Source organism: Streptomyces tubbatahanensis (assembly GCF_022699385.1).
GTDB lineage: Bacteria > Actinomycetota > Actinomycetes > Streptomycetales > Streptomycetaceae > Streptomyces > Streptomyces diacarni.
This window is the reverse complement of sequence record NZ_CP093846.1, coordinates 1,977,762-2,002,382: the sequence shown is the minus strand read 5'-3', so window position 1 is coordinate 2,002,382 and position 24,621 is coordinate 1,977,762. Positions and strand designations below refer to the sequence as shown.

18 protein-coding genes are annotated in these 24,621 nt (G+C 73.9%); 12 read left to right on the top strand and 6 right to left on the bottom strand.

What is annotated here, in order from left to right:
- Window positions 1–83 precede the first annotated feature (83 nt).
- Complete coding sequence (locus MMF93_RS08610) at window positions 84–2,321, bottom strand: YhgE/Pip domain-containing protein (RefSeq protein WP_242750609.1); 2,238 nt, start codon at window positions 2,319–2,321, stop codon at window positions 84–86.
- Window positions 2,293–3,168, bottom strand: a complete 876-nt coding sequence (locus MMF93_RS08605) for an ATP-binding cassette domain-containing protein (RefSeq protein WP_242750608.1) — start codon at window positions 3,166–3,168, stop codon at window positions 2,293–2,295. Before MMF93_RS08605 ends, MMF93_RS08610 begins: the two co-directional genes overlap by 29 nt.
- Window positions 3,169–3,410: 242 nt before the next feature.
- Here MMF93_RS08605 and MMF93_RS08600 point away from each other — a divergent pair, with 242 nt between their 5' ends.
- The 3 genes from MMF93_RS08600 to MMF93_RS08590 all read left to right on the top strand — a co-directional run bounded on the left by MMF93_RS08600 (window position 3,411) and on the right by MMF93_RS08590 (window position 5,716).
- Window positions 3,411–4,025, top strand: a complete 615-nt coding sequence (locus MMF93_RS08600; protein ID WP_423835377.1) for an SAV_6107 family HEPN domain-containing protein — start codon at window positions 3,411–3,413, stop codon at window positions 4,023–4,025.
- Window positions 4,026–4,156: 131 nt separating this feature from the next.
- Window positions 4,157–4,933: a methyltransferase gene (locus tag MMF93_RS08595; RefSeq protein WP_242750607.1), complete on the top strand. Its 777-nt coding sequence runs from the start codon at window positions 4,157–4,159 to the stop codon at window positions 4,931–4,933.
- Between the two features lie 366 nt (window positions 4,934–5,299).
- The gene (locus MMF93_RS08590; protein WP_242750606.1) at window positions 5,300–5,716 is read left to right on the top strand and encodes a DUF3040 domain-containing protein; all 417 of its coding nucleotides are present in this window, start codon (window positions 5,300–5,302) and stop codon (window positions 5,714–5,716) included.
- Between the two features lie 452 nt (window positions 5,717–6,168).
- Here the strand turns inward: MMF93_RS08590 and MMF93_RS08585 are convergent, their stop codons facing one another.
- The 4 genes from MMF93_RS08585 to MMF93_RS08570 all read right to left on the bottom strand — a co-directional run bounded on the left by MMF93_RS08585 (window position 6,169) and on the right by MMF93_RS08570 (window position 12,187).
- On the bottom strand, window positions 6,169–8,553 hold the full coding sequence (locus tag MMF93_RS08585; protein ID WP_242750605.1) for a transglutaminase TgpA family protein: 2,385 nt from the start codon (window positions 8,551–8,553) through the stop codon (window positions 6,169–6,171).
- A gap of 149 nt (window positions 8,554–8,702) precedes the next feature.
- The gene (locus MMF93_RS08580; protein WP_242750604.1) at window positions 8,703–10,247 is read right to left on the bottom strand and encodes a DUF58 domain-containing protein; all 1,545 of its coding nucleotides are present in this window, start codon (window positions 10,245–10,247) and stop codon (window positions 8,703–8,705) included.
- Window positions 10,247–11,344 carry an AAA family ATPase gene (locus MMF93_RS08575; protein WP_242750603.1) on the bottom strand — a complete coding sequence of 366 codons (1,098 nt, stop codon included), beginning with the start codon at window positions 11,342–11,344 and terminating at the stop codon, window positions 10,247–10,249. The genes MMF93_RS08580 and MMF93_RS08575 overlap by 1 nt, the downstream gene beginning before the upstream one ends.
- A gap of 306 nt (window positions 11,345–11,650) precedes the next feature.
- Entirely contained in the window at window positions 11,651–12,187 is a 537-nt protein-coding gene (locus MMF93_RS08570) for a beta-class carbonic anhydrase (protein ID WP_242750602.1), read from the bottom strand.
- A gap of 438 nt (window positions 12,188–12,625) precedes the next feature.
- Here MMF93_RS08570 and rsmH point away from each other — a divergent pair, with 438 nt between their 5' ends.
- From rsmH to murG, 9 genes are all read left to right on the top strand, one after another.
- On the top strand, window positions 12,626–13,552 hold the full coding sequence (gene rsmH / locus MMF93_RS08565) for a 16S rRNA (cytosine(1402)-N(4))-methyltransferase RsmH (RefSeq protein ID WP_242757377.1): 927 nt from the start codon (window positions 12,626–12,628) through the stop codon (window positions 13,550–13,552).
- A 31-nt stretch (window positions 13,553–13,583) separates the two neighbouring features.
- Window positions 13,584–13,970: a cell division protein FtsL gene (ftsL, locus tag MMF93_RS08560; protein ID WP_242750601.1), complete on the top strand. Its 387-nt coding sequence runs from the start codon at window positions 13,584–13,586 to the stop codon at window positions 13,968–13,970.
- Entirely contained in the window at window positions 13,967–16,117 is a 2,151-nt protein-coding gene (locus MMF93_RS08555) for a peptidoglycan D,D-transpeptidase FtsI family protein (protein ID WP_242750600.1), read from the top strand. The genes ftsL and MMF93_RS08555 overlap by 4 nt, the downstream gene beginning before the upstream one ends.
- Window positions 16,118–16,129: 12 nt before the next feature.
- Window positions 16,130–17,950 carry a UDP-N-acetylmuramoyl-L-alanyl-D-glutamate--2,6-diaminopimelate ligase gene (locus MMF93_RS08550; protein WP_423835376.1) on the top strand — a complete coding sequence of 607 codons (1,821 nt, stop codon included), beginning with the start codon at window positions 16,130–16,132 and terminating at the stop codon, window positions 17,948–17,950.
- Window positions 17,947–19,389 (top strand): UDP-N-acetylmuramoyl-tripeptide--D-alanyl-D-alanine ligase, encoded by a 1,443-nt coding sequence (locus tag MMF93_RS08545; protein WP_242750598.1) that lies wholly within the window; start codon window positions 17,947–17,949, stop codon window positions 19,387–19,389. The genes MMF93_RS08550 and MMF93_RS08545 overlap by 4 nt, the downstream gene beginning before the upstream one ends.
- A complete protein-coding gene (mraY, locus tag MMF93_RS08540) occupies window positions 19,386–20,450 on the top strand; it encodes a phospho-N-acetylmuramoyl-pentapeptide-transferase (RefSeq protein WP_114022727.1) in 1,065 nt (354 codons plus the stop codon). Before MMF93_RS08545 ends, mraY begins: the two co-directional genes overlap by 4 nt.
- A 110-nt stretch (window positions 20,451–20,560) precedes the next feature.
- Window positions 20,561–21,952 carry a UDP-N-acetylmuramoyl-L-alanine--D-glutamate ligase gene (gene murD, locus MMF93_RS08535; protein WP_242757375.1) on the top strand — a complete coding sequence of 464 codons (1,392 nt, stop codon included), beginning with the start codon at window positions 20,561–20,563 and terminating at the stop codon, window positions 21,950–21,952.
- Between the two features lie 48 nt (window positions 21,953–22,000).
- Window positions 22,001–23,392, top strand: a complete 1,392-nt coding sequence (ftsW, locus tag MMF93_RS08530) for a putative lipid II flippase FtsW (RefSeq protein WP_242750597.1) — start codon at window positions 22,001–22,003, stop codon at window positions 23,390–23,392.
- Window positions 23,393–23,398: 6 nt separating this feature from the next.
- Window positions 23,399–24,493 carry an undecaprenyldiphospho-muramoylpentapeptide beta-N-acetylglucosaminyltransferase gene (murG, locus tag MMF93_RS08525; RefSeq protein WP_242750596.1) on the top strand — a complete coding sequence of 365 codons (1,095 nt, stop codon included), beginning with the start codon at window positions 23,399–23,401 and terminating at the stop codon, window positions 24,491–24,493.
- Window positions 24,494–24,621: the final 128 nt, after the last annotated feature.

The following is a 24,621-nucleotide window of genomic DNA, read 5'->3' as shown; positions in this document are numbered from 1 at the left end:
GGCGGGGCGCCCCGCCCGCGCGGCACCCGCTCCCGGGCGGCGCGGGACCCGTTTCCGGTCCCCACTGCGCCCGTCCACGGGCCTCACAGCGAGATCTCCGGGCGGAGCCGCTCCAGCGTCCACACCTGCTTGCGGCGCGCGGTGAGCGCCGTCAGCGCGAGGGCGCCGACCGCGAACGCGAGCAGCACCAGGCACGCCCGCCACACGGGCCACAGCTGACCGCCGGTGATCAGGTGGCGCAACCCGTCCACCACGTAACTCATGGGCAGGAAGGGGTGCAGCGCGTTGAAGAAGCCGGGGCTGGTCTGGATCGGGTACGTGCCGCCCGCAGAGGTCAGCTGGAGCATCAGCATCGCCAGGACGAGGATCCTGCCCGCGGGCCCGAACCGGGCGTTGAGGAACTGCACGAGCGCGGTGAAGCACGCCGTCACCAGCAGCAGGAAGCCCACCGTGGCCGCGCCGCGCGCCATCTGGAGCCCCAGCGCCCAGTGCAGCACGCTCATCAGCGCGGCCACCTGCGCCACCCCGATCGCGGCCACCGGCAGCCAGCCCGCCAGCGCGATCCGCCAGCCGGGCGCCCCGGCCGCCAGCGCCCGCTTGTTGAGCGGCTGGAGCAGCATGTAGGCGACCATGGCGCCGACCCACAGGGACAGCGGGATGAAGTACGGCGCGAAACCCGTGCCGTAGTTGGGCGCCGCGTGCGCCGCGTCCGAGGCCAGGCCGACCGGGTCGGCCATCACGCCCGTCCGCGCGTCGCGCTCCTTGTGGCCCAGATCGGGTATCTGCTTCACGCCGTCGTGCAGGCCGCCTGCCAGCTTCCCCGAGCCGTCCGCCAGCTTGAACAGCCCCCCGTCGAGGCTTGCGGCACCGTCGGACAGCTTGCCGAGCCCGGTGTCGAGGGTGGCCGCCCCGTCCTTGGCGGTGCCCAGCCCCGTCTGGAGCGTGTGCGCCCCCGTGGAGACCGCGTGGGCGCCCCTGTTGAGCTTGTTGATCTGCCGTACGGCCGCGTCCACGTCCTGGGTGAGGTGCGGGGCGCGGTCGGCCAGCGCGGTGGCCGCCGTACCGAGGTCGTCGAGGTGGCCGCCGAGCTCGTCGAGGTGCTTCTCGTTCTTGACGTACCCGTCGACCTTCGCGGCGATCGTGGCGGACCGCTCGGCCGCGTCGGCGGCCTTCCTCAGCTGCGGGCAGGACTCCGCGGCGGGGTCCTTCGGCGTACCGCTCCTGGCCCCTTCGGAGGGCCCCGGCGACGCGCCGTCCGACGGCCCGGCGGACGGAGCGGTGGGCCCGGCGGACGGAGCGGTGGACGGGTCGGCTGACGGCCCCTTCGGCGTCGGTGCGCCGGTGGCGCCGGCGCCACCGGTGTCCTTGCCGCACCGGTTCTCATACAGCGTCGAGAGGGCGTCGGCGGCCTCGCGCGAGTCCGTCTTGGCGCGCCGGGCCGCGTCGGGCAGCTTGCCGAGGTTCTTCTTGAGCGTCTCGCTCGTCCGGGCGACCCCGCGGGCGGCCTTGCCGATGTCGCCGCTGTGCTCGTCCAGGTAGGGGCGTACGGCGCCGGCCGCGCCGTTCACCTTGTCGGCCAGCTTCTGGGTGCCCTCGGCGACCTGCCCCGCGCCCGAGGCGAGCGTGCCGGCGCCCTCGTGCAGCGTCGCGGTGCCGTCCTTGAGGCTGCCGCTGCCCCCTTCGGCCTCGCCGAGCCCGCCCTTGAGCCTGCCCGCGCCCTCCTTGGCCTCGCCGATGCCGTCGCCGAGATCGTCCGCGCCCTTGGCGGCGTCCGCCGTCTTGCCGTGCAGGGTGGAGAACGAGAGGTAGATGTTGTCGTAGAAGCCGCGCGAGACCTTGCTGGAGGCACTGGCCCGCACCTCGGAGAAGACGGTGCGGGAGAGCTGCCCGACGATGTAGTTGTTCGCGTCGTTCGTGCGCACCTTCAAAGCGCCCGTGACGGGGGAGTCCCCGGAGCTGGAGGAGACCCGCTCGCTGAAGTCCTTCGGCACGGTCAGCGACAGGTAGTACCGCCCGTCCTCGACGCCCTCGCGCGCGTCCTTCGCGCTCGTCTGACGCCAGTCGAACGAGTCGCTGCCGTGCAGTCCGCGGACGATGTCGTCGCCCGCGGTGATCTTCTTGCCCCCGGCGGTGGCGCCCTGGTCCTCGTTCACCAGCGCGACCGGGATCTTGTCCAGACGGTCGTACGGGTCCCAGAACGACCACAGGTACAGCGCGCCGTACAGCAGCGGCAGCAGCAGCATCGCGGCCATCGCCGCGCGCGGCAGCCGGCCCCTGCCGAACCGCTTCAGCTCAAGCGCGGCCAGCCTTGGCGATCGCATCGGCGGCCCCCTCCTTGTCCGTCTCCCGCTCGGCTTCCTGGTCGCCGCTCGACTGGTCGCCGTCCGCCCGGTCGCCGCCTGTCCGGCCCCCGGCTGCCTTGCCGCCGGACGCCTGGTCGCCGCCCGCCCGGGCACCGGCTTCCCCGTCGCCGGTACGGGTGCGGACCACCACGGCGCCCTCGCCGGGTGGCTCGCTGCACACCGCGAGCACCGTGACGCCCGTGTCCGCCACCCCGCGCAGCAGCGCCCAGGCGGCCTCGCGTTCGGCCTCGGACAGCTTGAGATCGAGGTCGTCGACGGCCAGCAGCCCGGGCTCGCCCAGCAGGGCGAGCGCCACCGACAGTCGCAGCTCCTCCAGGCGCTCCAGATCCCGTACGGCCGTACGGCCACCCCTGGGCAACGTGTCCAGGTCCAGGCCCGCGGTGGCCAGGGCCGCTTCGAGCTGCTCCCGGCTCGCGGCGGCGCGCTCCCGGCGGGTGCGCAGCAGCGAGCGCAGCGGGCCGCCGAAGCGCCGCCGCAGCAGCACGCGTTCGCGCAGCTGCTCGGTGACGGTGAGCGCGGGATCCAGGTCGTTGACGCCCGGGACCTGGCCCAGGGCGGTCAGGCGCCGGACGGCCGCCATCCGCCGCGGCAGCGGGTGCCCCGCGACCTTCGCGTGCCCGTGCCCGGCCTTCATCCGGCCTGTCAGCGCGAGCAGCAGGCAGGTGCGGCCCGACCCCGAAGGGCCCGTGACGGCGATCAGCGAGCCCGCCTCTGCCGCGAAGCCGACCCCCGCGAAGACGGGACCGCGCGGCCCGTCGAGCCCGAAGTCCGCCGCCGAGACGGCGGCTCCCCGCAGCTGTGTCACGGCACCTCCCGCTGCCCGTCGCGCGTCCGCGGCGCGGCACGCGACCTGTCCTCGACAATTTGAACTGACCGGTCAGTTCAAAGTATGCCGCAGTCGGTGCCCGGCGGGCCAATCGGACCGCCCCCGCTCCCGGGTTGCGGGCTGTTTGCGCAGGTCAGCGTGGATTGTCAGTGCCATGCGCCACGATGTGCACATACGACCGGTTCGTCGAACCGGCTTCGACCGACGGGAGGTTGATTCACGTGACGCGACCTTCTCGGGGAGCGCGCCCCGCGCCCCCGCAGCCGACCACGCCCTCCACCCGCCACCACGGCACAGCCGGCCGGGCAGGTGCCGCCGAGGACATCCACCCGGTGCTCCGCCGCGCCACCGCTCCGCCCGCCGCGCTGGACCTGCTCGCCCAGGCGCAGCACGGGCTCGACGAGGCCGCCGAGAGCGAGACGGCCAACGAGTGCTACGCCGCCGCCCACCTCGCGGCCCTGCGCACGGCGGCCGCCGTGCTCGCCGTCCGCGGCCGGCCCGAGCCGGAGCCCGCCCGCCGGGGCGGCGCCGCACGCCGCCCACGGCGCCCCGCGATCCGCAGCGCCTGGGAGGTCCTGCCGGAAGTCGCCCCCGAACTCGCCGAGTGGAGCGCCCTGTTCGCCTCGGGCGCCCCGCGCCGGGCCCGCGCCGAGGCGGGGATAGCCGGGGCCGCCAGCAGGCAGGAGGCCGACGAGCTCGTCCACCACGCCGGAATGTTCCTGCGCCTGGTCGAGCGCATGCTCGTCTCCCAGCCCGCGCTGCCCAGGCCCCGCACCGCCCCCGCCGACGAGCCGCACGCCGGCGGGGGACACCCGGGCGACCGGCGCGCGGGATGAGGCACGCCCCCGCGCACCCGTGCACCCCCGCGGCCCTCGGACCTGCCGGTCCGAGGGCCCCGCCGGACGGAGCGCCGACGTCCGAGGCAATAGGGTGGGGGCTGCCCGTCACAGAGCCGAGGAGCAGCCGCATGTCCCGCCCGAGCGCAACCCTCCGTACAGCAGTGGTCTGGGACGTGCTGCGAGGCGCTCTCGACCAGCGCGCCAAACTCTCGGGCCGCACGGAGCTGGACGTGCTCGACACCGGTGGCGGCACCGGGAACTTCGCGGTGCCCGTCGCCCGCCTCGGACACCGGGTCACCGTGGTCGACCCGAGCCCCAACGCGCTCTTCGCGCTGGAGCGCCGCGCCGCCGAGGCGGGTGTCGCCGAGCGCGTACGGGGCGTGCAGGGCGATGTGCGCGGCCTCTTCGACGTCGCCGAGCGCGGCGGCTACGACGTGGTGCTCTGCCACGGCGTCCTGGAGTACGTGGACGACCCCGCCGAGGGGCTGCGCAACACCGTCGCGGCGCTGCGGCCCGAGGGCGGCACCCTGAGCGTGCTGGCGTCCGGGCTCGGCGGAGCCGTGCTGGCCCGCGCGCTGGCCGGGCACTTCACCGAGGCGCGGCACGCCCTCACCTCCCCGGGCGGCCGGTGGGGGGACAGCGACCCCATGCCCCGCCGCTTCACCCCCGAACAGCTCACCGCGCTGGTCACCGGCACCGGTCTTGAGGTCATCTCCGTCCACGGCGTGCGCGTCTTCGCCGATCTGGTGCCCGGCGCGCTCGTGGACACCGAGCCGGACGCGCTGGAGGCCCTCGCCAGGCTGGAGGCGACCGCGGCGGAGCTGCCCGACTTCCAGTCGGTGGCCAGCCAGCTGCACGTACTGGCGGAGGTGCCGCCCCGGGCGACGCCGGGTGCGCCCGGCTGAGCGCTCCGCTCGGCGCCTGTCCGCCGTCGCGCCGCGCCGTGTGGCCGTCGCTTCGGCATCCGAGCCGCCGGTCCTCCCGGCCGGGGCGCGTCGCCCGCTCCTCACGGTCCGGCCGCGCCGCGTGGTTCCGCCTCGTTCTCGGCCGCCCGATCAGCGGCTACCCGCCGTATGATCGGGGTACACCGTCCGGCATGGCGGAAAGGTGGCGCGGGAATGTACGGAACACACCCCGGGCACCCTCGTCCGTCATGTCGGGTGTGGTGGGAGGAACTGGCGTAGAGGGGCGGGTTTCACGGGGGCGATTCCCTGCCTATCCTTGAAGAGTCGCACCCGGTCGCCCCCGCGACCGACGAGTAGGAGGACTCCGTGCCGCTCTCTGAGCACGAGCAGCGGATGCTCGAGCAGATGGAGCGAGCGCTGTACGCCGAAGATCCCAAGTTCGCGACAGCGCTCGAGGGAAGTGAGCTGCGCCGGTACACCCGCAAGCGGGTCTACCAAGCGGTGGCGGGCTTTCTGGTGGGTATCGCGCTCCTCATGGCCGGAATGGTCGCTCAGCAGATCTGGATCAGCGTCGTCGGCTTCCTCGTGATGCTGGGCTGCGCCGTCCTCGCTGTGACCAGCTGGCGGAAAGCCCCCAAGCAGGGCGAGGGCCAGAGCCAGGGCCAGGATCAGGGGCAGACCTCGCAGGGCTCCCCGCGCCGGCAGCAGCCACGGGCCCGCAGGTCGATGATGACCCGGATCGAGGAGCGCTGGCAGCGTCGCCGCGACGAAGGGCAGCACTGACCACGCGTTCCGTCCCCTCCTCGTCACCACCGCATACCTCTGCCACCGGCCGCAAGCCTCCGCCTGCCTCCGGACGGAAGCCGGGCGGTGGCCCCCGGCACAGCCCCGTGGCGTGACCTTCGCCCCGCGTGGGCGGGGCCCCGCCCACGCGCTCCCGTACCCGGGCAGCCCCGGCCCGCCCGGCCCTCCAGGCGCCGCGTGCCCGGACAAGGCCCGGGCAGTGCCGCTGAGGTGACCGGCCCGAAGCCGGCCCCCGGTATCGCCTGCCCGTGCCGCCCATGCCGCTGCTGCCCGCCTTGCCGTTCGGCCCTGATGTGCGGGACACGAACGCCCGCGCCGTACCGACCGGCTGGTACGGCGCGCGTGGCAACCCCGCCTGGCCCGGTCGCCCCGCGGGCCCGGTCGCATCCGAGGACCCGGGACGAGGCGCGCGCCGCGAGGCGGCTATCCGCTCACTTGGCGGGCCGGAGGCGGAGCGCCCGGGTCCAGCGGGTGCCCAGGGCGCGGACGCGCTGCACCGCTGCGGCCCGCAGCCGCGCCGTGGACGCGGGGAGCAACAGGGCGCGGGCCCGCAGCACACGGGGGGCGGCGGCCCGCAGGTCCTCGCGCACCCGGCGTACGTCGTCGGGCAGGCCCGGGGTCGCCCGGGGCACCGGCGCGTAGAGGACCTGTTCCACGGCGAGCGCCACCCGGTGCGCCGCGTCCGCCCCGGCGGGGGGCAGCTGACCGATCCGGGCCAGCCGCGCGGCGGCGTTGCGCGGGGTCGCGGAGTCCTGCGGGACGATACCCAGGTCCCACCCGGTGTCGATCAGTTCCTGCCAGGCGTCGAGGACGCAGGCCGTCACGGTCGCGGGGTCGACGGCGGTCCTGGGCCGCAGCCTGCGGGCGCGTCTGCGCAGCCGCAGCAGCATCGGCAGCAACAGCAGCGCGACCACCGCGAGCGCCGCGGCGAAGATCCCGGCGAGGGCGCCCACGGGGATGCCGCCGTCGCGGTTGCCCGCGTCGGGTGGCGGCGCCGCCAGACCGCACTCGGGGTCGGCCCGCTTCTCCTGCGGGGTGCACGCGTCCGGCTGCGAGGGGTTGGTGGAGGGCTGGTCGTTCTGGCCGCGGTCGGGCAGCTGCTCGCCCGGGTTCTCGTCGACGTCGGGTGCGTCCGGCTGCGCGTAGGAGGGGGTGGTGCCGCGGGTCGGCGTCGGCTCGAACCGGGTCCAGCCCACCCCCTCGAAGTACAGCTCGGGCCAGGCGTGGGCGTCCTGGAGGCCGACCTCCATCTTGCCGTCGCCGCGCGCCGTGCCGGGCGTGAAGCCGACGGCGACCCGTGCGGGGATGCCGAGGGTGCGCGCCATGGACGCCATCGCGAAGGAGAAGTGGATGCAGAAGCCCTCCTTCTGCTCCAGGAAGTTGGCGATGGCGGCGGTGCCGCTGCCGGCCCGCACCTCGGTGTCGTAGGTGAACCCGCCGTCCTCGGCGAACCAGTCCTGGAGCCGTACCGCGCGGTCGTAGTCGTCCTCCGCGCCGCGGGTGACCTTGGCGGCGGTCTCGCGCACGACGTCGGGCAGCGAGTCGGGGACGGCGGTGTACTCGCGTTCGAGGTCGGCGGGCGGTTCGGGCGCGTTGCGCAGCTGTTCGGCGGTCGGCCGCACCTGGAGGCTCTCGACCTGGTAGCGCAGATCCCGGGTGGTCTGGCCGTCGTAGCCGACCAGGGTGCGCCCCTCGGGTTCGAAGCGCCACTTGCCCTCGGCCTTCACCCGGTTGGCGGGGAAGGGCATGGGCAGCCAGTCCTGCGCGTACCACTTGGCCGCCTTGATGGTGCTGCGCACCTTCGTGGCCCGTACGCCCGGGGAGAGGCCCTGCGGGGTGGGCATGGGGTCGGGGATCTCGCCGATGCGCCGTTCGGACGGTTTCCACGCGGAGCCGTCGAACTTGTCCAGCGCGACGATGCGCATGTAGAGGTCCTGCGTCTCCTCGCTGTCCGTCGCGTAGACGAGCGCGGTGCGCTTCTCGGGCTGGTTGAGGCTGTCCTGGAGGGCGACCAGCGGATTGACGGCGGAGACGGTGCCGCCGCCCTTCCGGCCGCCGCCGTCACCGCCGCCCGCGGCGTCCAGCAGTCCGCCGCTCAGCGAGGGCAGCGCGAGCGGCACCACGAGTGACAGCCCCAGTGCCAGTACGCCGATCCTGCGCCCGGTGCGGACGGGCGCCACGGCCCCGCCGGGCCGGTCGGGCGCCGAGCCGGGGCGCGACCTGTCGGAGAACAGGCGGCCCCACTGGGAGAGCCGCTCCCGGCCCTCGGCGAGCAGGAGCAGCAGGTAGCCGGAGGCGGCGCACAGGAACCACAGCCAGCGGGCGCCGCCCTGGGAGAGCCCTGCGGCGACCGAGTAGAGGGCCAGCAGGGGCAGCCCGGCGGGGGCGGCGCTGCGGTAGGTGACGGCCAGTATGTCCACCAGCAGGCCGACGGCGAGTACGCCGCCGACGAGCATCAGCCGGATCCCGTCCGTGACGGGCGCGGGGATCGCGTACCGGCTCACGTCCTCCGCGCCCTGGGTCAGCAGGTCGGCGAACTGGACGAAGACCCAGGGGGAGGGCAGGAAACCGGCCGGTGCGTACGCGCGGGCGAAGAGCACGGTGAGCAGCAGCACCGAGACGACGCACTGCAGCAGCACGGTCACGGGGCGGGCCAGCGGCACGCGACGGGCGGCCGCGCCCACTCCCGTCTGCACGGCGACCAGCAGCGCGGCCTGGAGCAGCCAGGTCGCGGGGTCCACCAGCGGCAGCAGTGCACAGGCCGCGGCCAGTGTGGCCAGCGCGGCACAGACGGCCAGCCGTCCCCGTCCGCTCATCACGTCCGCCCCCTCTTCACATCCGCCCTCTCATGCCACTCGCGCCCTTCGCGCTCTGGCGCCGCCGCGCACCCTGGCGCCGCTTCCTGCTCGCGCGCCCTGCGTCCTCTCAAACCCGTCGCCCTCGCCCCGTCCGCCCCTGACGCGCGTCACTCGCGCACTCTCGCGCTCTGCGCGTCGGCCTCCTGCCACAGCGCGGGCAACGCCACCCCCGGGCCGCCGGGCAGCGCCGTCCATCCCGCTTCGCGCAGCACGCGCAGCGGCGCCTCCGCAGACGGGCCGGATGGGCCGGATGGGCCGGTCGGGTCGGAGGCGGTGGGTGGCGCGTCGGCCAGGAACGCGACCGCCCGTCCGCTGCGCTGCCGCATACGGGCCAGGGTGTCCGCCTGCTCCTCGTCCAGCGCCCCGAGGAAGGCCACCAGCAGGCCCTCGTTCCCCGCGCCGCCGCCGCGCCGCTGCGCGTCGTAGGCGCCGGCCAGCCCCGCTTCCTCGGAGTGGGCGACCACCGCGAGCGTGTCCAGCAGCAGGCCGGCCATGTCCGAGGGGTCGGCGAGGGCGCCGCCGCCCTCCGCGGTGGGCGCGGTGGCGCCCGCGTCGGTCAGCAGCCGCACTGACCAGCCGTGCTCCAGCAGGTGCAGGCAGACCGAGGCGGCGCCTGCCACCGCCCACTCGAACGGGGAGTCGGGTCCCGCGCCGGTGAACGCGGCGCGGCGGGTGTCGAGCAGCACGGTGCAGCGGGCCTGCTGGGGCTGTTCCTCGCGGCGCACCATCAGCTCGCCGTAGCGTGCCGTCGAACGCCAGTGCACACGTCGCAGGTCGTCGCCGTGCCGGTAGCCGCGCGGAATCACGTCGTCGTCGCCCGCCAGCGCCACGGCGCGCTGCCGCCCCTCGCCGTAGCCGCCGGTCGCCGAAGCGGCCCGTACGGGCGGCAGCCCCTCGACGGGCGGCACCACGGTGAGCGTGTCGAAGGTGCTGAAGGAGCGCGTCAGCTCGCACATGCCGAACGGGTCCGTCAGCCGCAGCTGGAGCGGCCCGAGCGGGTAGCGGCCGCGCATGTCCGAGCGCACCCGGTAGGAGACCTCGCGCCGCCCGCCCGGCTCGACCCGGTCCAGCACGAACCGGGGGCGCGGGCCGAGGACGTAGGGCACCCGGTCCTGGAGCATCAGCAGCCCGGTGGGCAGCCGTGAGACGTTGTCGACGCGCAGGTGCACGCGCGTCTCCGTGCGCGCCGCCACCCGCGAGGGGGACAGCCTGCGGTACCCGGTGACGCGGTGGCGGGTGCGGTGCAGGACGAGGACGCACACCAGCGGCAGCACCGCCAGCAGCACGCCGACCCGCAGCAACTCCTCCTGCCCCAGCGCGTACGCGCAGATGGCGGCCGCCACGCCCGCCGCCAGGAACGACCGGCCGCGCGTGGTCAGCCCGGCGAACGCCTTGCGCAGCGAGCCCCTGCGCTCCTCGGAGCGGCCCGCTCCGCCACCGTCCCCGCTCCGCGGGTCTGCGCCGCCCCCGCTCCCGCCCGCCCCCGGGCCCGCACCCGCGCGGGCACCCTGGGAAGGCCCGGCCCCCGGGGCGCCGTGCGGCCCGGCACCGCTGTTCGGCCCGGCACCGTGGTGTGGGCCCGCACCGCCGTACGGCCCGGCTCCGGAGGCGGGGCCGCCGGGCGGCGCCGCGGGGGGCGGTCCGTGGGTCATCAATAGCCCCGGGGCTGCCCGGCCGGCGGACGGCCGCCCGCGCCGGTCGGCGGCCGGCCCGGCTGCTGCGGCTGCCCGAAGGCGCCGGGCGGGGCGCCGGCACCCGGACCCGCCCCGTGCCCGGACCCGGAGCCGAGGGCGGGCACCGGCACGCGCTGCAGGATCTCGCCCACCACCTGATCCGCCGTACGCCGGTTCAACTGCGCCTGCGCGGTCGGCAGCAGGCGGTGGGCCAGCACGGGGACGGCCAGCGCCTGCACGTCGTCGGGCAGCGCGAACTCGCGCCCGGCCAGCGCGGCCGCCGCTCTGGAGGCGCGCAGCAGGTGCAGGGTGGCGCGCGGCGAGGCGCCCAGCCGCAGCTCCGGGTGCGCGCGGGTGGCGGACACCAGCTCGACCGCGTAGCGCCGCACCGCGTCCGCGACGTGCACGCGGCGCACCACCTCGATCAGCTTGACGATGTCGTGCGCGTGCGCCACCGGTTGCAGGTCCTCCAGCGGCGAGGCGCTGCCGTGCACGTCGAGCATCTCCAGCTCGGCGGACGGGCTGGGGTAGCCGAGGGAGATCCGCGCCATGAACCGGTCGCGCTGGGCCTCGGGCAGCGGATAGGTGCCCTCCATCTCGACCGGGTTCTGCGTGGCCACGACCATGAACGGGTCGGGCAGCTCGTAGGACTTCCCGTCGATGGTGACCTGCCGCTCCTCCATCGACTCCAGCAGCGCGGACTGCGTCTTGGGCGAGGCGCGGTTGATCTCGTCGCCGATGACGACCTGCGCGAAGACGGCGCCCGGCTTGAACTCGAAGTCCTTGCGCTGCTGGTCGTAGACGCTGACCCCGGTGATGTCGGAGGGCAGCAGGTCGGGGGTGAACTGAATACGGCGCACCGAACAGTCGACCGATGCGGCCAGCGCCTTGGCGAGCATCGTCTTGCCGACGCCGGGCACGTCCTCGATCAGCAGGTGCCCCTCGGCGAGCAGCACCGTCAACGAGAGCCGCACGGCCTCGGGTTTGCCCTCGATCACCGACTCGACACAGCGGCGCACCTCGCCCGCCGTGGCGCTCAGCTCGCTCAGGTTCGCCCGTTCGTCATAGGTCGTCACCGGCCCTCCTCGGCCCCATCCCCGCTCGTACCACCCGGGCGTACGCCCCTCGCGTCCGCTCGACCTGGCCCTGCATTGTGCGCTGTTGCTCATTCTTCACGGCCACAGGGCCTTCCGTCACTCTTCCGGGGGCATCCCCGGCACCGAACCCGGCCGGTCGGGCCCCCCGGGGTCACCCGGCCGCCCCGCCGCCCCGCCGCCCGGCCGCCCGGCCGCCCCACCGCCCCGCCGCCCCGCCGCGCGGCAGCGACGGAGCTGCGGGCGACGGCGCGACGGGCGCGACGGCGTGGGACCGGACGGTTCGCCTCAGGCCGAGGCCGGCGCGACCTCGCGCAGCTCGCCCGTCGCCACGTCGAAAACGAAGCCGCGTACGTCGTCCCGGTGCGGCAGGAACGGCGAGGTCCGCACCCGCTCGATCGACTGGCGCACGTCCTGGTCGAGGTCCTGGAACGAGTCGACGGCCCAGGAGGGGCGCTGGCCCACTTCCTGCTCCAGCTCGGCGCGGAAGTCCTCGGTCATGCTGAGCAGTCCGCAGGTGGTGTGGTGGATGAGCATGACCGAGCGGGTTCCCAGGGCCCGCTGGCTGATGGTCAGCGAGCGGATGACGTCGTCGGTGACGACCCCGCCGCCGTTGCGGATGACGTGGCAGTCGCCCAGGTTCATGCCGAGCGCGGGATACAGGTCCAGCCGGGCGTCCATGCAGGTGACGACGGCCACCTGGCGCGCCGGACGGGCGCCCAGACCGGGGTCGGTGAAGCCGCGCGCGTACGCCTGGTTGGCGGCGATGGCGGCCTCGGTGGCGGAGAGGGAGGGCTCGGGTGACTGAGGGGCGGATATCGACATGTGTATGACGTTAGCCCGCCGCGGCGCGGGTGGCCTGCCCGGAGCCGGGTGAAAGAGGGAACGGTGCACCCGGTTGTGAGGTAATACACAGGCGGGAGCCCCGTCTCACCCGTCCGGCGGGCAACACGTCCACGGATCGGGTGTCAGCCCCTGTCGGGACGCGCCTGGTCCCGTAGTTGACCGAGGGGACGAGTGGACTAAAGTGACGCGAAGTGGGAGGCAAGAACGCTCCCCAAGGACCCCGATTCCCCTCGCGCCCGCGGGCGCGCACGTGCGGCTCGGCCTCCTCCCGCTCCCGGCCGACGGCGTTTCACGGCGCTGCGGCCACTCCCCTTCGAGCGGGCGGGGACCAAGGAGCACGTGCACGGTGCCCGCCAGATCTGAGAGGGCACAGTGACCACCAACGAGCGTCCCGTGGGCGAACTGCACAATCCGGTGATGCTCCGGCGCACGCTGGACCTGCTCGCTCCCGCGCTGGCCGAGCCCGGCGCGACCGTCCTGGACTGCACCCTCGGTCTCGGTGGCCACAGCCAGGCCCTGCTGTCGACCTTTCCCGCCGCGCGCCTGATCGGCCTGGACCGGGACACCGCCGCGCTGGAACTGGCGGGCGAGCGCCTGGCCCCGTACGCCGACCGGGCGACGCTGGTGCACGCCGTCTACGACGAGCTGCCCGAGGTGCTGGAGCGCCTCGGCGTCCCCCGGATCCAGGGCGTCCTGTTCGATCTGGGGGTCTCCTCCCTCCAGCTGGACGAGGCGGAGCGGGGTTTCGCCTACGCGCAGGACGCGCCGCTGGACATGCGCATGGACCAGACGACGGGCCCTGGCGCCGCCGAGGTGCTCAACACCTACGCCCCCGGCGACCTGGTGCGCATCCTGCGTACCTACGGGGAGGAGAAGCAGGCCCGCCGCATCGTCGAGGCCATCGTGCGGGAGCGGGAGAAGGAGCCCTTCACGCGCAGCGCCCGGCTGGTCGAACTGATCCGTGACGCGCTGCCGCAGGCCGCCAAGCGCACCGGCGGCAACCCGGCCAAGCGCACCTTCCAGGCGCTGCGCATCGAGGTCAACGGGGAGCTGGCGGTGCTGGAGCGGGCGCTGCCTGCCGCGCTGGAAGCGCTCGCGGTGGGCGGCCGTATGGTCGTGATGTCCTACCACTCGCTGGAGGACCGGCTGGTCAAACGGCTGTTCGCCGCGGGGGCCGCCAACACCGCCCCGCCGGGACTGCCCGTGGTGCCCGAGCAGTACCAGCCCCGGCTGCGCCTGCTGACCCGCGGCGCCGAGCAGGCCACCGACGAGGAGATCGCCGAGAACCGCCGGGCCGCCCCGGCCAGGCTCCGGGCCGTCCAGCGCATCAGGGAGGCCACGTGACCACCCGCACGAGCGACCCCCGGGAGGCGAGGTGACCGCACAGCAGCGCCTCGCGCGCCTGGCCAGACTGGTGCCCGCGGGCAGCGCACAGGCGGCCCGCACCCCCTTCGTCCTGCTGATCGTCCTGCTGCTGGGCAGCGGGCTGCTGGCCCTGCTGCTGCTGAACGCCTCCCTCAACAAGGGCTCTTTCCAGCTGTCGAAGCTGGAGAAGGAGACCGAGGAGCTGACGGACCGGCAGCAGGCCCTCCAGCAGGAGGTGGACGGCTACTCCGCCCCCGACCACCTGGAGGACCGGGCCCGCGAACTCGGCCTGGTGCCCGGTGGCAACCCCGTCTTCCTGCGCCCCGACGGCACCGTGCTCGGCACTCCGGGTGGCGGCGAGGCCGGCGAAGCCGGCGCGGGGCAGGTGGGTCCGTGAGCGAGCGCCCCCGCGAACCGGGCCGTGGCGCGGGGCAGGGCCCGCGCCGGGTCCCCCGCCCGAGCGGCAGGGAACCGGGCCGCACCCCGTCGTCCAGGACACCGGGCCGCACCCCCTCGTCCAGGAACCCCGCGGACCGCGACGCCGGATCGGGCCGGAGCGGTTCGGGCCGGAGCGGATCGGCCCGTGGCGCTTCCGGCTCCGCCGCCTCCGGCGCGGGCGCGGCCAGGGGCGCCCGCCCGGCCGCCGCGCGGCGCCCACCGCGTACCGGGGGCCGGCCCCCACGAGGCGGCGGGGCCGGCACGTCCAAGGCGCTGCGGCTGGTGAACCCGCGGCCCCGGCTGCGGCTGGTCGCCGTCGCGCTGACCCTCGTCATGCTCGTCTTCACGGCCAGGCTGCTCCAGGTGCAGGCCGTGGACGCGGGCGCGTACGCGCAGAAGGCCGCCGTCAACCGGTACATCACCGTGCCGCTGGCGGCCGAGCGCGGCACCATCAGCGCGCGGGACGGCTCCGCGCTGGCGACCACCGTGGACGCCTACGACATCACCGCCGACCCGTTCCTGTTCACGCCGAAGCAGGCCAAGGTCGCCGACGCCCCCGAGCGCGCCGCCAAGATCCTGGCCCCGCTGCTGGACAAGAGCCCCGCCGAGCTGGTGAAGAAGCTCTCCAAGCCGGACACCCGCTACGTGCTGCTGGCCCGCCAGCAGACCCCGCAGACCTGGCGGAAGATCAAGAAACTCAAACAGGAGCTCGCGGAGAAGGCGGCGGGCAAGGCCGGGGACGGGGGGCCCGGCGTGCTGGCCGGCGTCTACCAGGAGAAGCACGCCAAGCGCGTGTACCCGAACAAGAAGCTCGCCGCCTCCGTCCTCGGCTTCGTCAACCGGGAGGGCAAGGGCGGCGCCGGGGTCGAGGCGATGCTCAACCGGAAGCTCGCCGGCGACAACGGCAAGATCACTTACGCCCAGTCGGGCGGCCGCCAGGTTCCCACGGCCGGCGTCCGCGAGCAGGCGCCACGGCCGGGCGCCGACGTGGAGCTGACACTCGACCGTGACATCCAGTGGGCCGCCCAGGAGGCGATCCGCGACCAGGTGGCGAAGTCGCACGCGGACAGCGGGTACGTCATCGTCCAGGACACCCGCACGGGAGAGTTGCTCTCCATGGCCAGCGCACCGGTGTTCGACCCGAACGACATCGGCAGCGCCACGGTGGACTCCTTCGGCAACCCGGCCGTGCAGGACGCCTACGAGCCCGGCTCCACCAGCAAGGTCATGTCGATGGCGGCCGTGCTGGAGGAGGGCAAGGCCACTCCGCGCACCGCGGTCACCGTCCCCAACCGGCTCAAGCGCGCCGACCGCTCCTTCGCCGACGACGTCGACCACCCCACCTGGCACCTGACGCTCAACGGCGTCCTGGCCAAGTCCAGCAACATCGGCACCATCCTGGCGACCGAGCAGCTGGGGAAGACCCAGAAGCAGGCCAACAAGGTCCTCCACAGCTACCTGAGCAAGTTCGGCATCGGGCGCCCCACGGGGCTCGACTTCCCCGGCGGCACCAACGGCCTGCTGGAGAAGCCGGAGAACTGGAGCGCCTCCCAGCAGTACACGATCCCCTTCGGGCAGGGCCTGTCCCTCAACGCGGTGCAGGCCGCCTCCATCTACTCGACCATCGCCAACGGCGGCCAGCGGATCGAACCCAGCCTGATCCGCGGCACCACGGGCCCCGACGGGCGCTACCGGCCCGCCGAACCGCCCGCCAAGCGCCGTGTCGTCAGCGAGAAGACCGCCACGACGCTGGCCAGGATGCTGGAGTCGGTCGTCTCCGACATGGAGGGCACCGGCACCACGGCGAAGATCCCCGGCTACCGCGTCGCGGGCAAGACGGGTACGGCCAACCGGGTGGATCCCAAGACCGGCCGCTACCACGGCTACACCTCCTCCTTCGCCGGGTTCGCACCCGCCGACAAGCCCCGCATCACCGTCTACTGCGCCGTCCAGAACCCCAAGAAGGGCAGCTACTTCGGCAGCGACGTGTGCGGGCCCGTCTACAAGAAGGTCATGAAGTTCTCCCTCAAGACCCTCCAGATCCCCCCGACGGGGGCCAAGTCCGCGCGGCTTCCCGTGTCCGCGGAGAAGGACAAGAACGACTGAGCCATGCACCACGTGAGAACGATCACTGACAGCGAGTGCAACCCCCAGGTGGCCGAAGCGGCGCCGCGCCCCTCGCTTCGCGGCACCACCGCCCCGCCCGGTACGCTCACCGCCGTGCCACAAGCTGATCAGACCTCCCCCGAGTCCTACCCCGGGCCGCCCCGCCCCGCGCGGGTGGAGCCCGTGCCGCTCGCGGAGCTGGCCCGACTGCTGGACGCCGAAGCACCGGACGCGGTCGTGACCGGGACCGGGGACACCGACGTGTCCGCCACCGGCATCACCCACGACTCGCGCGCCGTGCGCCCCGGCGACGTCTACGCCGCACTGCCGGGCGCCCGGCTGCACGGCGCCGACTTCGTGGAGCAGGCGCGCAGCCTGGGCGCCGTCGCCGTGCTCACCGACCCGGGCGGCACGGCCCGCGCCGAGGCCACGGGGCTCGCGGTGCTGACGGTGCCCGACCCGCGCGGCCGTATGGGCGAACTGGCGGCCACCCTCTACGGCAAGCCAGGCGAGGACCTGCTGCAGATCGGCATCACCGGCACCTCGGGCAAGACGACGACCGCCTACCTGGTGGACGGCGGGCTGCGGAAGGCCGCCGAGAAGGGGCTGCCGGGCGCGGCGCGGCCCGCCCGGGGCGGCGCCGAGCTGACCGGTCTGATCGGCACCGTCGAGTCCCGCATCGGCGACGAGCGGATCAAGTCGGAGCGCACCACCCCCGAGGCGACCGACCTCCAGGCGCTGTTCGCGGTGATGCGGGAGCGCGGTGTCGGCGCGGTGGCCATGGAGGTCTCCAGCCACGCGCTCGTCCTCGGCCGGGTGGACGGCTGCGTCTTCGACATCGGGGTGTTCAACAACCTCAGCCCCGAACACCTGGACTTCCACCCCGACATGGAGGACTACTTCCAGGCCAAGCGGCAGCTGTTCACGCCGCGCCGCTCGCGGGCCGCGGTGGTCAACTTCGACGACGAGTACGGCTTCCGGCTGCTGACCGAACTGGGGGAGGAGGGCTTCCCCGTCACCACCTTCTCCGCCGAGGGGCACCCCGACGCGGACTGGCGGGCCCAGGACGTGGTGCTCGGCCCGTTCGGTTCGACGTTCACGGCCGTAGGCCCCGAGGGGCAGCAGGTGTCCGCGGGCGTTCCGCTGGCAGGACCCTTCAACGTGGCCAACGCGCTCGCGGCGCTGACCGCGCTGGTGGCCGCCGGCATCGACCCGCACACGGCCGCCGAGGGCATCAGCGAGGTGCCCGGCGTGCCGGGACGCCTCCAGCGGGTGGACGCGGGCCAGGACTACCTCGCGATCGTCGACTACGCGCACAAGCCCGACGCCGTCGAGTCGGTGCTCTACGCCGTCCGCAAGGTCACCGACGGCGCGGTGCACGCCGTCCTCGGCTGCGGTGGCGACCGCGACCCGCACAAGCGCCCCGCCATGGGCGCGGCGCTCGCCCGGCTGTCCGACACGGCCGTGCTCACCTCGGACAACCCCCGCACGGAGGACCCGCTGGCGATCCTGGCCACCATGCTCGGCGGCGCCGCCGAGGTCCCCGCGTACGAGCGCGGCACCGTGCTGCTGGAGGAGGACAGGGCCGCCGCCATCCGCGCGGCCGTGGCCCGCGCCGGCAGCGGCGACACCGTGCTCGTCCTGGGCAAGGGACACGAGCAGGGCCAGGACATCGCGGGCGTGGTGCGGCCCTTCGACGACACCCAGGTGCTCAGTGCGGCCATCCACGAGCGGGCCGCCGAGTGTGCCGCGGCCCCGCAGGCCCCCTCCGTTGAGCGCAGCGATCCGTCCCCATCCGCCGAGACCCACCGGACAGACGACCAGAACCGATGATCCCCCTCTCCCTCGCCCAGATCGCCGCCCTCACCGGCGGACGGCAGCACGACATAACGGACCAGGACGCGTGGATCACCGGGCCCGTGGTGATCGACTCCCGCCAGGTGGGCCCCGGCGCCCTCTTCGCGGCGTTCCCCGGTGAGCGTGCCGACGGCCACGACTTCGCGGCGGCGGCCGTCGAAGCGGGCGCGCTCGCCGTGCTCGCCACCCGTCCCGTCGGTGTGCCCGCGATCGTCGTCGACGACGTCACCCGCGCCCTCGGTGCCCTCGCCCGGCACACCGTCCAGACCCTCGGCACCGAGGTGGTGGCGCTGACCGGGTCCAGCGGCAAGACCAGTACCAAGGACCTCATCGCCCAGCTGCTGTCGCGGCTGGGCCCCACGGTGTGGCCCGAGGGCTCCCAGAACAACGAGATCGGGCTGCCGCTGACGGCGCTGCGTGCCGAGGCGGAGACCCGGCACCTGGTGCTGGAGATGGGCGCGCGCGGTATCGGGCACATCCGGTACCTCACCGAGCTGACACCGCCGCGGATCGGCGTCGTCCTCAACGTCGGCACCGCGCACATCGGTGAGTTCGGCGGCCGCGAGGCGATCGCCCAGGCCAAGGGCGAGCTGGTGGAGACGCTGCCCGGCGCGGACGACGGGGGAGTGGCGGTGCTCAACGCCGACGATCCGTACGTGCGCGCGATGGCCGCGCGCACCGAGGCCCGCGTCCTGTTCTTCGGCGAGGATCGCGAAGCGGACGTACGGGCGGAAAACGTGCGGTTGTCCGAGCGCGGTACCCCCGCTTTCACGCTTCACACACCCACCGGGTGCGGGGACGTGACCCTCCGCCTGTACGGTGAGCACCACGTGTCGAACGCGCTTGCCGCGGCCGCCGTCGCCCACCAACTGGGCATGCCCGCTGGAGACATCGCTGACGCGCTCTCCGCGGCGGGCACGCTCTCCCGGTGGCGGATGGAGGTCACAGAACGCGCCGACGGCGTCACGGTCGTCAACGACGCCTACAACGCCAACCCCGACTCCATGCGGGCCGCGCTGCGCGCGCTGACCGCCATGGGCCAGGCAGCGAAGGCCCGGGGGGGCCGGACCTGGGCGGTGCTGGGTGAGATGGCCGAGCTCGGCGACGACTCGCTCGCCGAGCACGACGCGATCGGACGGCTCGCCGTCCGGCTCAACGTCAGCAAGCTCGTGGCAGTCGGAGGCCGGGAGGCCGCCTGGCTCGACATGGGTGCCAAGAACGAGGGTTCGTGGGGTGAGGAGTCGGTGCACGTGTCCGGCACTGAGGCGGCCGTCGACCTGTTGCGTGAGCAACTGCGCGCGGGGGATGTCGTACTGGTGAAGGCCTCCAGGTCGGTGGGTCTGGAGAAGGTGGCGGCAGCCCTCCTGGAGGGAACGGCCGGTTCGGCGCACGAGGCCGGAGGCGCCGCCCGATGAGGCAGATCCTTATCTCCGGGGTCATCGGACTCTTCCTGTCCCTGGTCGGGACCCCGCTGCTGATCAAGCTGCTCGCCTCGCGGGGCTACGGCCAGTTCATCCGCGACGACGGCCCGCAGAACCACCACAGCAAGCGCGGCACCCCCACGATGGGCGGCATCGCCTTCATCCTGGCGACGCTGCTCGCCTACGTGCTCACCAAGCTGGTCACCGGCGCACCGCCGTCCTTCTCCGGCGTGCTGGTGCTCTTCCTGTTCGCGGGCATGGGCCTGGTCGGCTTCCTGGACGACTACATCAAGATCGTCAAGCAGCGGAGCCTGGGTCTGCGCGCCAAGGCGAAGATGGCCGGGCAGCTCATCGTCGGTATCGCCTTCGCCGCCCTCGCCCTCAGCTTCGAGAACGCGCGCGAGCTCACCCCGGCCTCCACCAAGCTCTCCTTCACCCAGGACTTCGGCTGGGCACTGCCGCCCGTGCTGTTCGTCGTCTGGGCGCTGTTCATGATCCTGGCGATGTCCAACGGCGTGAACCTCACCGACGGTCTCGACGGTCTGGCCACCGGCGCCTCGGTGATGGTCTTCGGCGCCTATGTGTTCATCTGCGTGTGGGAGTACCAGGAGTCCTGCGCGCACATCGCCACCGCGGGCCCCGGCTGTTACGAGGTACGGGATCCGCTCGACCTCGCCGTCGTCGCCGCCGCGCTGATGGGCGCCTGCTTCGGCTTCCTGTGGTGGAACACCTCCCCGGCGAAGATCTTCATGGGCGACACCGGCTCCCTGGCGCTGGGCGGCGCGCTCGCCGGCCTGGCCATCTGCTCGCGCACCGAGCTGCTGCTGGCCATCCTCGGCGGGCTGTTCGTGCTCATCACCATGTCCGTCGTCATCCAGGTCGGCTCCTTCAGGCTGACCGGCAAGCGCGTCTTCAAGATGGCGCCGCTCCAGCACCACTTCGAACTCAAGGGGTGGTCCGAGGTCCTTGTGGTGGTGCGGTTCTGGATCATCCAGGGCATGTGCGCCATCGTCGGCGTCGGCATCTTCTACGCGGGCTGGGCGGCCAGCAAGTGACCTCACGGAGTGGCGAGCGCGTGACCTCCACCAGCACGGCGGATACGACCGCACTGTCGCGGGAGCTGTCCGGCAAGCACGTGGTGGTGGCCGGGCTCGGCGTCAGCGGCATGCCCGCGGCCAAGGTGGCGCACCGCCTCGGTGCCCGCGTCACGGCGGTCAACGGCGGCGACGGCGAGGGGCCGCGTCGGCAGGCCGCCGAGCTGGAGGCCCTCGGCATCGCCGTGCGGCTCGGCGACGACCGTACCCTTCCCGAGGGCACGGACCTGGTCGTCACCACGCCGGGGTTCAAGCCCACCAGCCCCCTCTTCGAGGCGGCGGCCGAGGCGGGCGTCCCGGTGTGGGGCGACGTGGAGCTGGCCTGGCGGCTGCGCGGGCCCGGCAGCGCGCCGTGGCTCGCGGTTACCGGCACCAACGGCAAGACCACCACCGTGCAGATGCTGGCCGCCGTCCTGCGGGCCGCCGGGCTGCGCACGGCCGCGGTCGGCAACATCGGCGTCTCCCTCATCGACGCGGTGCTGGGCGAGGAGCCCTACGACGGGCTCGACGTGCTCGCCGTCGAGCTGTCCAGCTACCAGCTCCACTGGGCCCCCAGCCTGCGCCCGCACTCCGCCGCCGTGCTCAACCTCGCCCCCGACCACCTCGACTGGCACGGTTCGATGGAGGCGTACGCCGCCGCCAAGGGCCGCATCTACGAGGGCAACCAGGTCGCCTGCGTCTACAACGCCGACGCTCCTGCCGACGCCACGCCGCGCACCGAGGACCTGGTGCGCGCGGCCGACGTGGTCGAGGGCGCCCGCGCCATCGGCTTCACGCTCGGTACGCCCGCGCCCTCGCAACTGGGTGTGGTCGAGGGGGTGCTCGTCGACCGGGCCTTCGTCGAGGACCGGCAGCAGCAGGCGCAGGAGCTCGCCGAGGTCGGCGACGTCAATCCTCCGGCCCCGCACAACATCGCCAACGCGCTCGCCGCCGCCGCGCTCGCCCGCGCCTTCGGCGTGCCGCCCTCGGCCGTCCGCGACGGGCTGCGCGCCTTCAGCCCCGACGCGCACCGCATCACGCACGTCGCCGACGTGGACGGGGTGGCCTACGTCGACGACTCCAAGGCCACCAACACCCACGCCACCGAGGCCTCGCTGGCCGCCTACGAACCGATCGTGTGGATCGCGGGCGGGCTGGCCAAGGGCGCGACCTTCGACGACCTGGTGGCCAGGTCGGCGCCGCGGCTGCGCGGTGTGGTCCTCATCGGCGCGGACCGGGAGCTGATCAGGCAAGCGCTGGCGCGACACGCCCCCGATGTGCCGGTCACCGACGTGGCCCGCACCGACACTGGGGCGATGGCTTCGGCCGTCCGCGAGGCGAGAGCGCTGGCACGCCAGGGGGATACCGTACTGCTGGCTCCCGCGTGCGCGTCGATGGACATGTTCGTCAACTACAACGCCCGCGGCGACGCGTTCGCCGAGGCGGTCCGCGCACTGGCCGCCGAAGGCCGCAGCGAGCAGTGACCCCGCGCCCCGTCGGCCGTGGACGCGGGGGAGACGGAGGGGACACGGATGACGGCGCGATCCGCCAAACCGCCCACACCCCGGCGCACGAGCACCCGTCCCGCGCCCCCGCGTGAGTCGGGGCGCCCCCGGGCGACGCCGGGCACCACCGCGCCCCAGCGCCTGTTCCTGCGCGCCAAACGCGCCTGGGACCGGCCCCTGACCGCGTACTACCTGATCGCGGGCGGCAGCCTGCTCCTCACCGTCCTCGGACTGGTGATGGTCTTCTCCGCCTCGCAGATCCAGGCCCTCCAGTCCGGGCTCGCCTCCACCTACTACTTCCGCAAGCAGCTCGTCGCCGCCGCGCTCGGCGCGGTGCTGCTGCTGGCCGCCGCCCGGATGCCGCTGCGGCTGCACAGGGCGCTGGCCTACCCGCTGCTCGCCGGCTCCGTCTTCCTGATGTGCCTCGTCCAGGTGCCCGGCATCGGGCAGACCGTCAACGGGAACCGGAACTGGATCTACCTGGGCGGCCCCTTCCAGCTCCAGCCCAGCGAGTTCGCCAAGCTGGCGCTCGTGCTGTGGGGCGCCGACCTGCTGGCACGCAAGGGCGAGAAGAAGATGCTCGCCCAGTGGAAACACCTGCTCGTCCCCCTGGTGCCCGTCGGCCTGCTGCTCCTCGCGCTCATCATGCTCGGCGGCGACATGGGCACCGCCATCATCCTGGCCGCCGTACTGTTCGGACTGCTGTGGCTGGCCGGGGCGCCCACCCGGCTGTTCACCGGGGTGCTCGCCGCGGCCGTCACCGCCGGCGCGTTCCTCATCGTCTCCAGCCCCAACCGGATGTCCCGCCTCGGCTGCATCGCCGCCACCGAACCGGGCCGCGACGACCAGTGCTGGCAGGCCGTGCACGGCATCTACGCGCTGGCCTCGGGCGGCTGGTTCGGTTCCGGACTCGGTGCGAGTATGGAAAAATGGGGCCAACTCCCCGAACCGCACACCGACTTCATCTTCGCCGTGACCGGGGAGGAACTCGGACTGGCGGGGACGCTGTCGGTACTCGCTCTGTTCGCGGCTCTAGGCTATGCGGGTATCCGCGTGGCCGGACGCTCGGAGGAACCCTTCGTGAGGTACGCCGCGGGAGGCGTGACAACGTGGATCACCGCCCAGGCGGTGATCAACATCGGTGCGGTGCTCGGCCTGCTGCCGATCGCCGGCGTCCCCCTCCCGCTGTTCTCCTACGGTGGGTCCGCCCTGCTGCCGACGATGTTCGCCGTCGGGCTGCTGATCGCCTTCGCGCGCAGCGACCCGGCGGCACGTGCGGCGCTGGCCGTGCGACAGCCCGCCCTGCGGCTGCGCACGGGAGGAGGGCCGGGGGTGCTACGTCCGGGGGCCACCTACGGGCGGAGGAGTAAGAAGACGATGAGACGGCGCGCCACCCGGCCGCCGTCCGGAGAGCGGTGAAACAGCGTGCACGTCGTACTCGCCGGTGGGGGGACCGCCGGCCACATCGAGCCCGCGCTCGCCCTCGCGGACGCCCTGCGCAGGCAGGACCCGACCGTGGGGATTACAGCCCTCGGTACGGAGCGCGGACTGGAGACGCGGCTCGTGCCCGAGCGCGGCTACGCGCTCGAGTTGATCCCGGCGGTTCCGCTGCCGCGTAAACCCACACCCGAGCTGATCACCGTGCCGGGACGGCTGCGCGGCACCATCAAGGCGGCCGAGCAGATCCTGGAGCGCAACAAGGCCGACTGCGTCGTCGGCTTCGGCGGCTACGTCGCGCTGCCCGGCTACCTGGCGGCCAAGCGCGCCGGCGTGCCCATCGTCGTCCACGAGGCCAACGCGCGCCCCGGGCTCGCCAACAAGATCGGCTCCCGGTACGCCCACGGCGTGGCCGTCTCCACCCCCGACAGCAAGCTGCGCGGCGCGCGGTACGTCGGCATCCCGCTGCGCCGTTCCATCGCGACGCTCAACCGGGCCGCGCTGCGTGCCGAGGCGCGCGCCGCGTTCGGGCTCTCCCCCAACCTGCCCACGCTGCTGGTGTCCGGCGGCTCGCAGGGCGCGCGGCGGCTCAACGAGGTCGTCCAGCAGGTCGTTCCGCATCTCCAGCGCGCCGGCGTGCAGATCCTGCACGCCGTCGGCCCGAAGAACGAGCTCCCCCACGTGGAGCAGATGCCCGGAATGCCGCCCTATCTGCCGGTACCGTATGTGGACCGGATGGATCTCGCGTACGCCGCGGCCGACATGATGCTCTGCCGCGCGGGCGCGATGACCGTGGCGGAACTCTCGGCCGTCGGGCTGCCCGCCGCCTACGTGCCGCTGCCCATCGGCAACGGCGAACAGCGGCTCAACGCCCAGCCGGTCGTCAAGGCCGGCGGCGGACTCCTCGTCGACGACGCGGAACTGACACCGGAGTGGATCCAGGGCAGCGTGCTCCCGGTCCTCACCGACCCGCAGCAGCTCACCGCCATGTCGCGCGCGGCAGCCGAGTTCGGCCGTCCGGACGCCGACGAACTCCTCGTCGGCATGGTGTACGAGGCGATCGCCTCGCGCCGCGAGGGCTGAGCCCCGCGCGGTGCGGCGGCGACTCGCCGACAACGCAGAAAGCAGGGTGGTCCGGCGTGGTCAGAGCTGCCAGAACTGCCAAGGCTGCCCAGGCGGAGCAGGCGAACGGCAGGGCCGAAGCGGCGGCG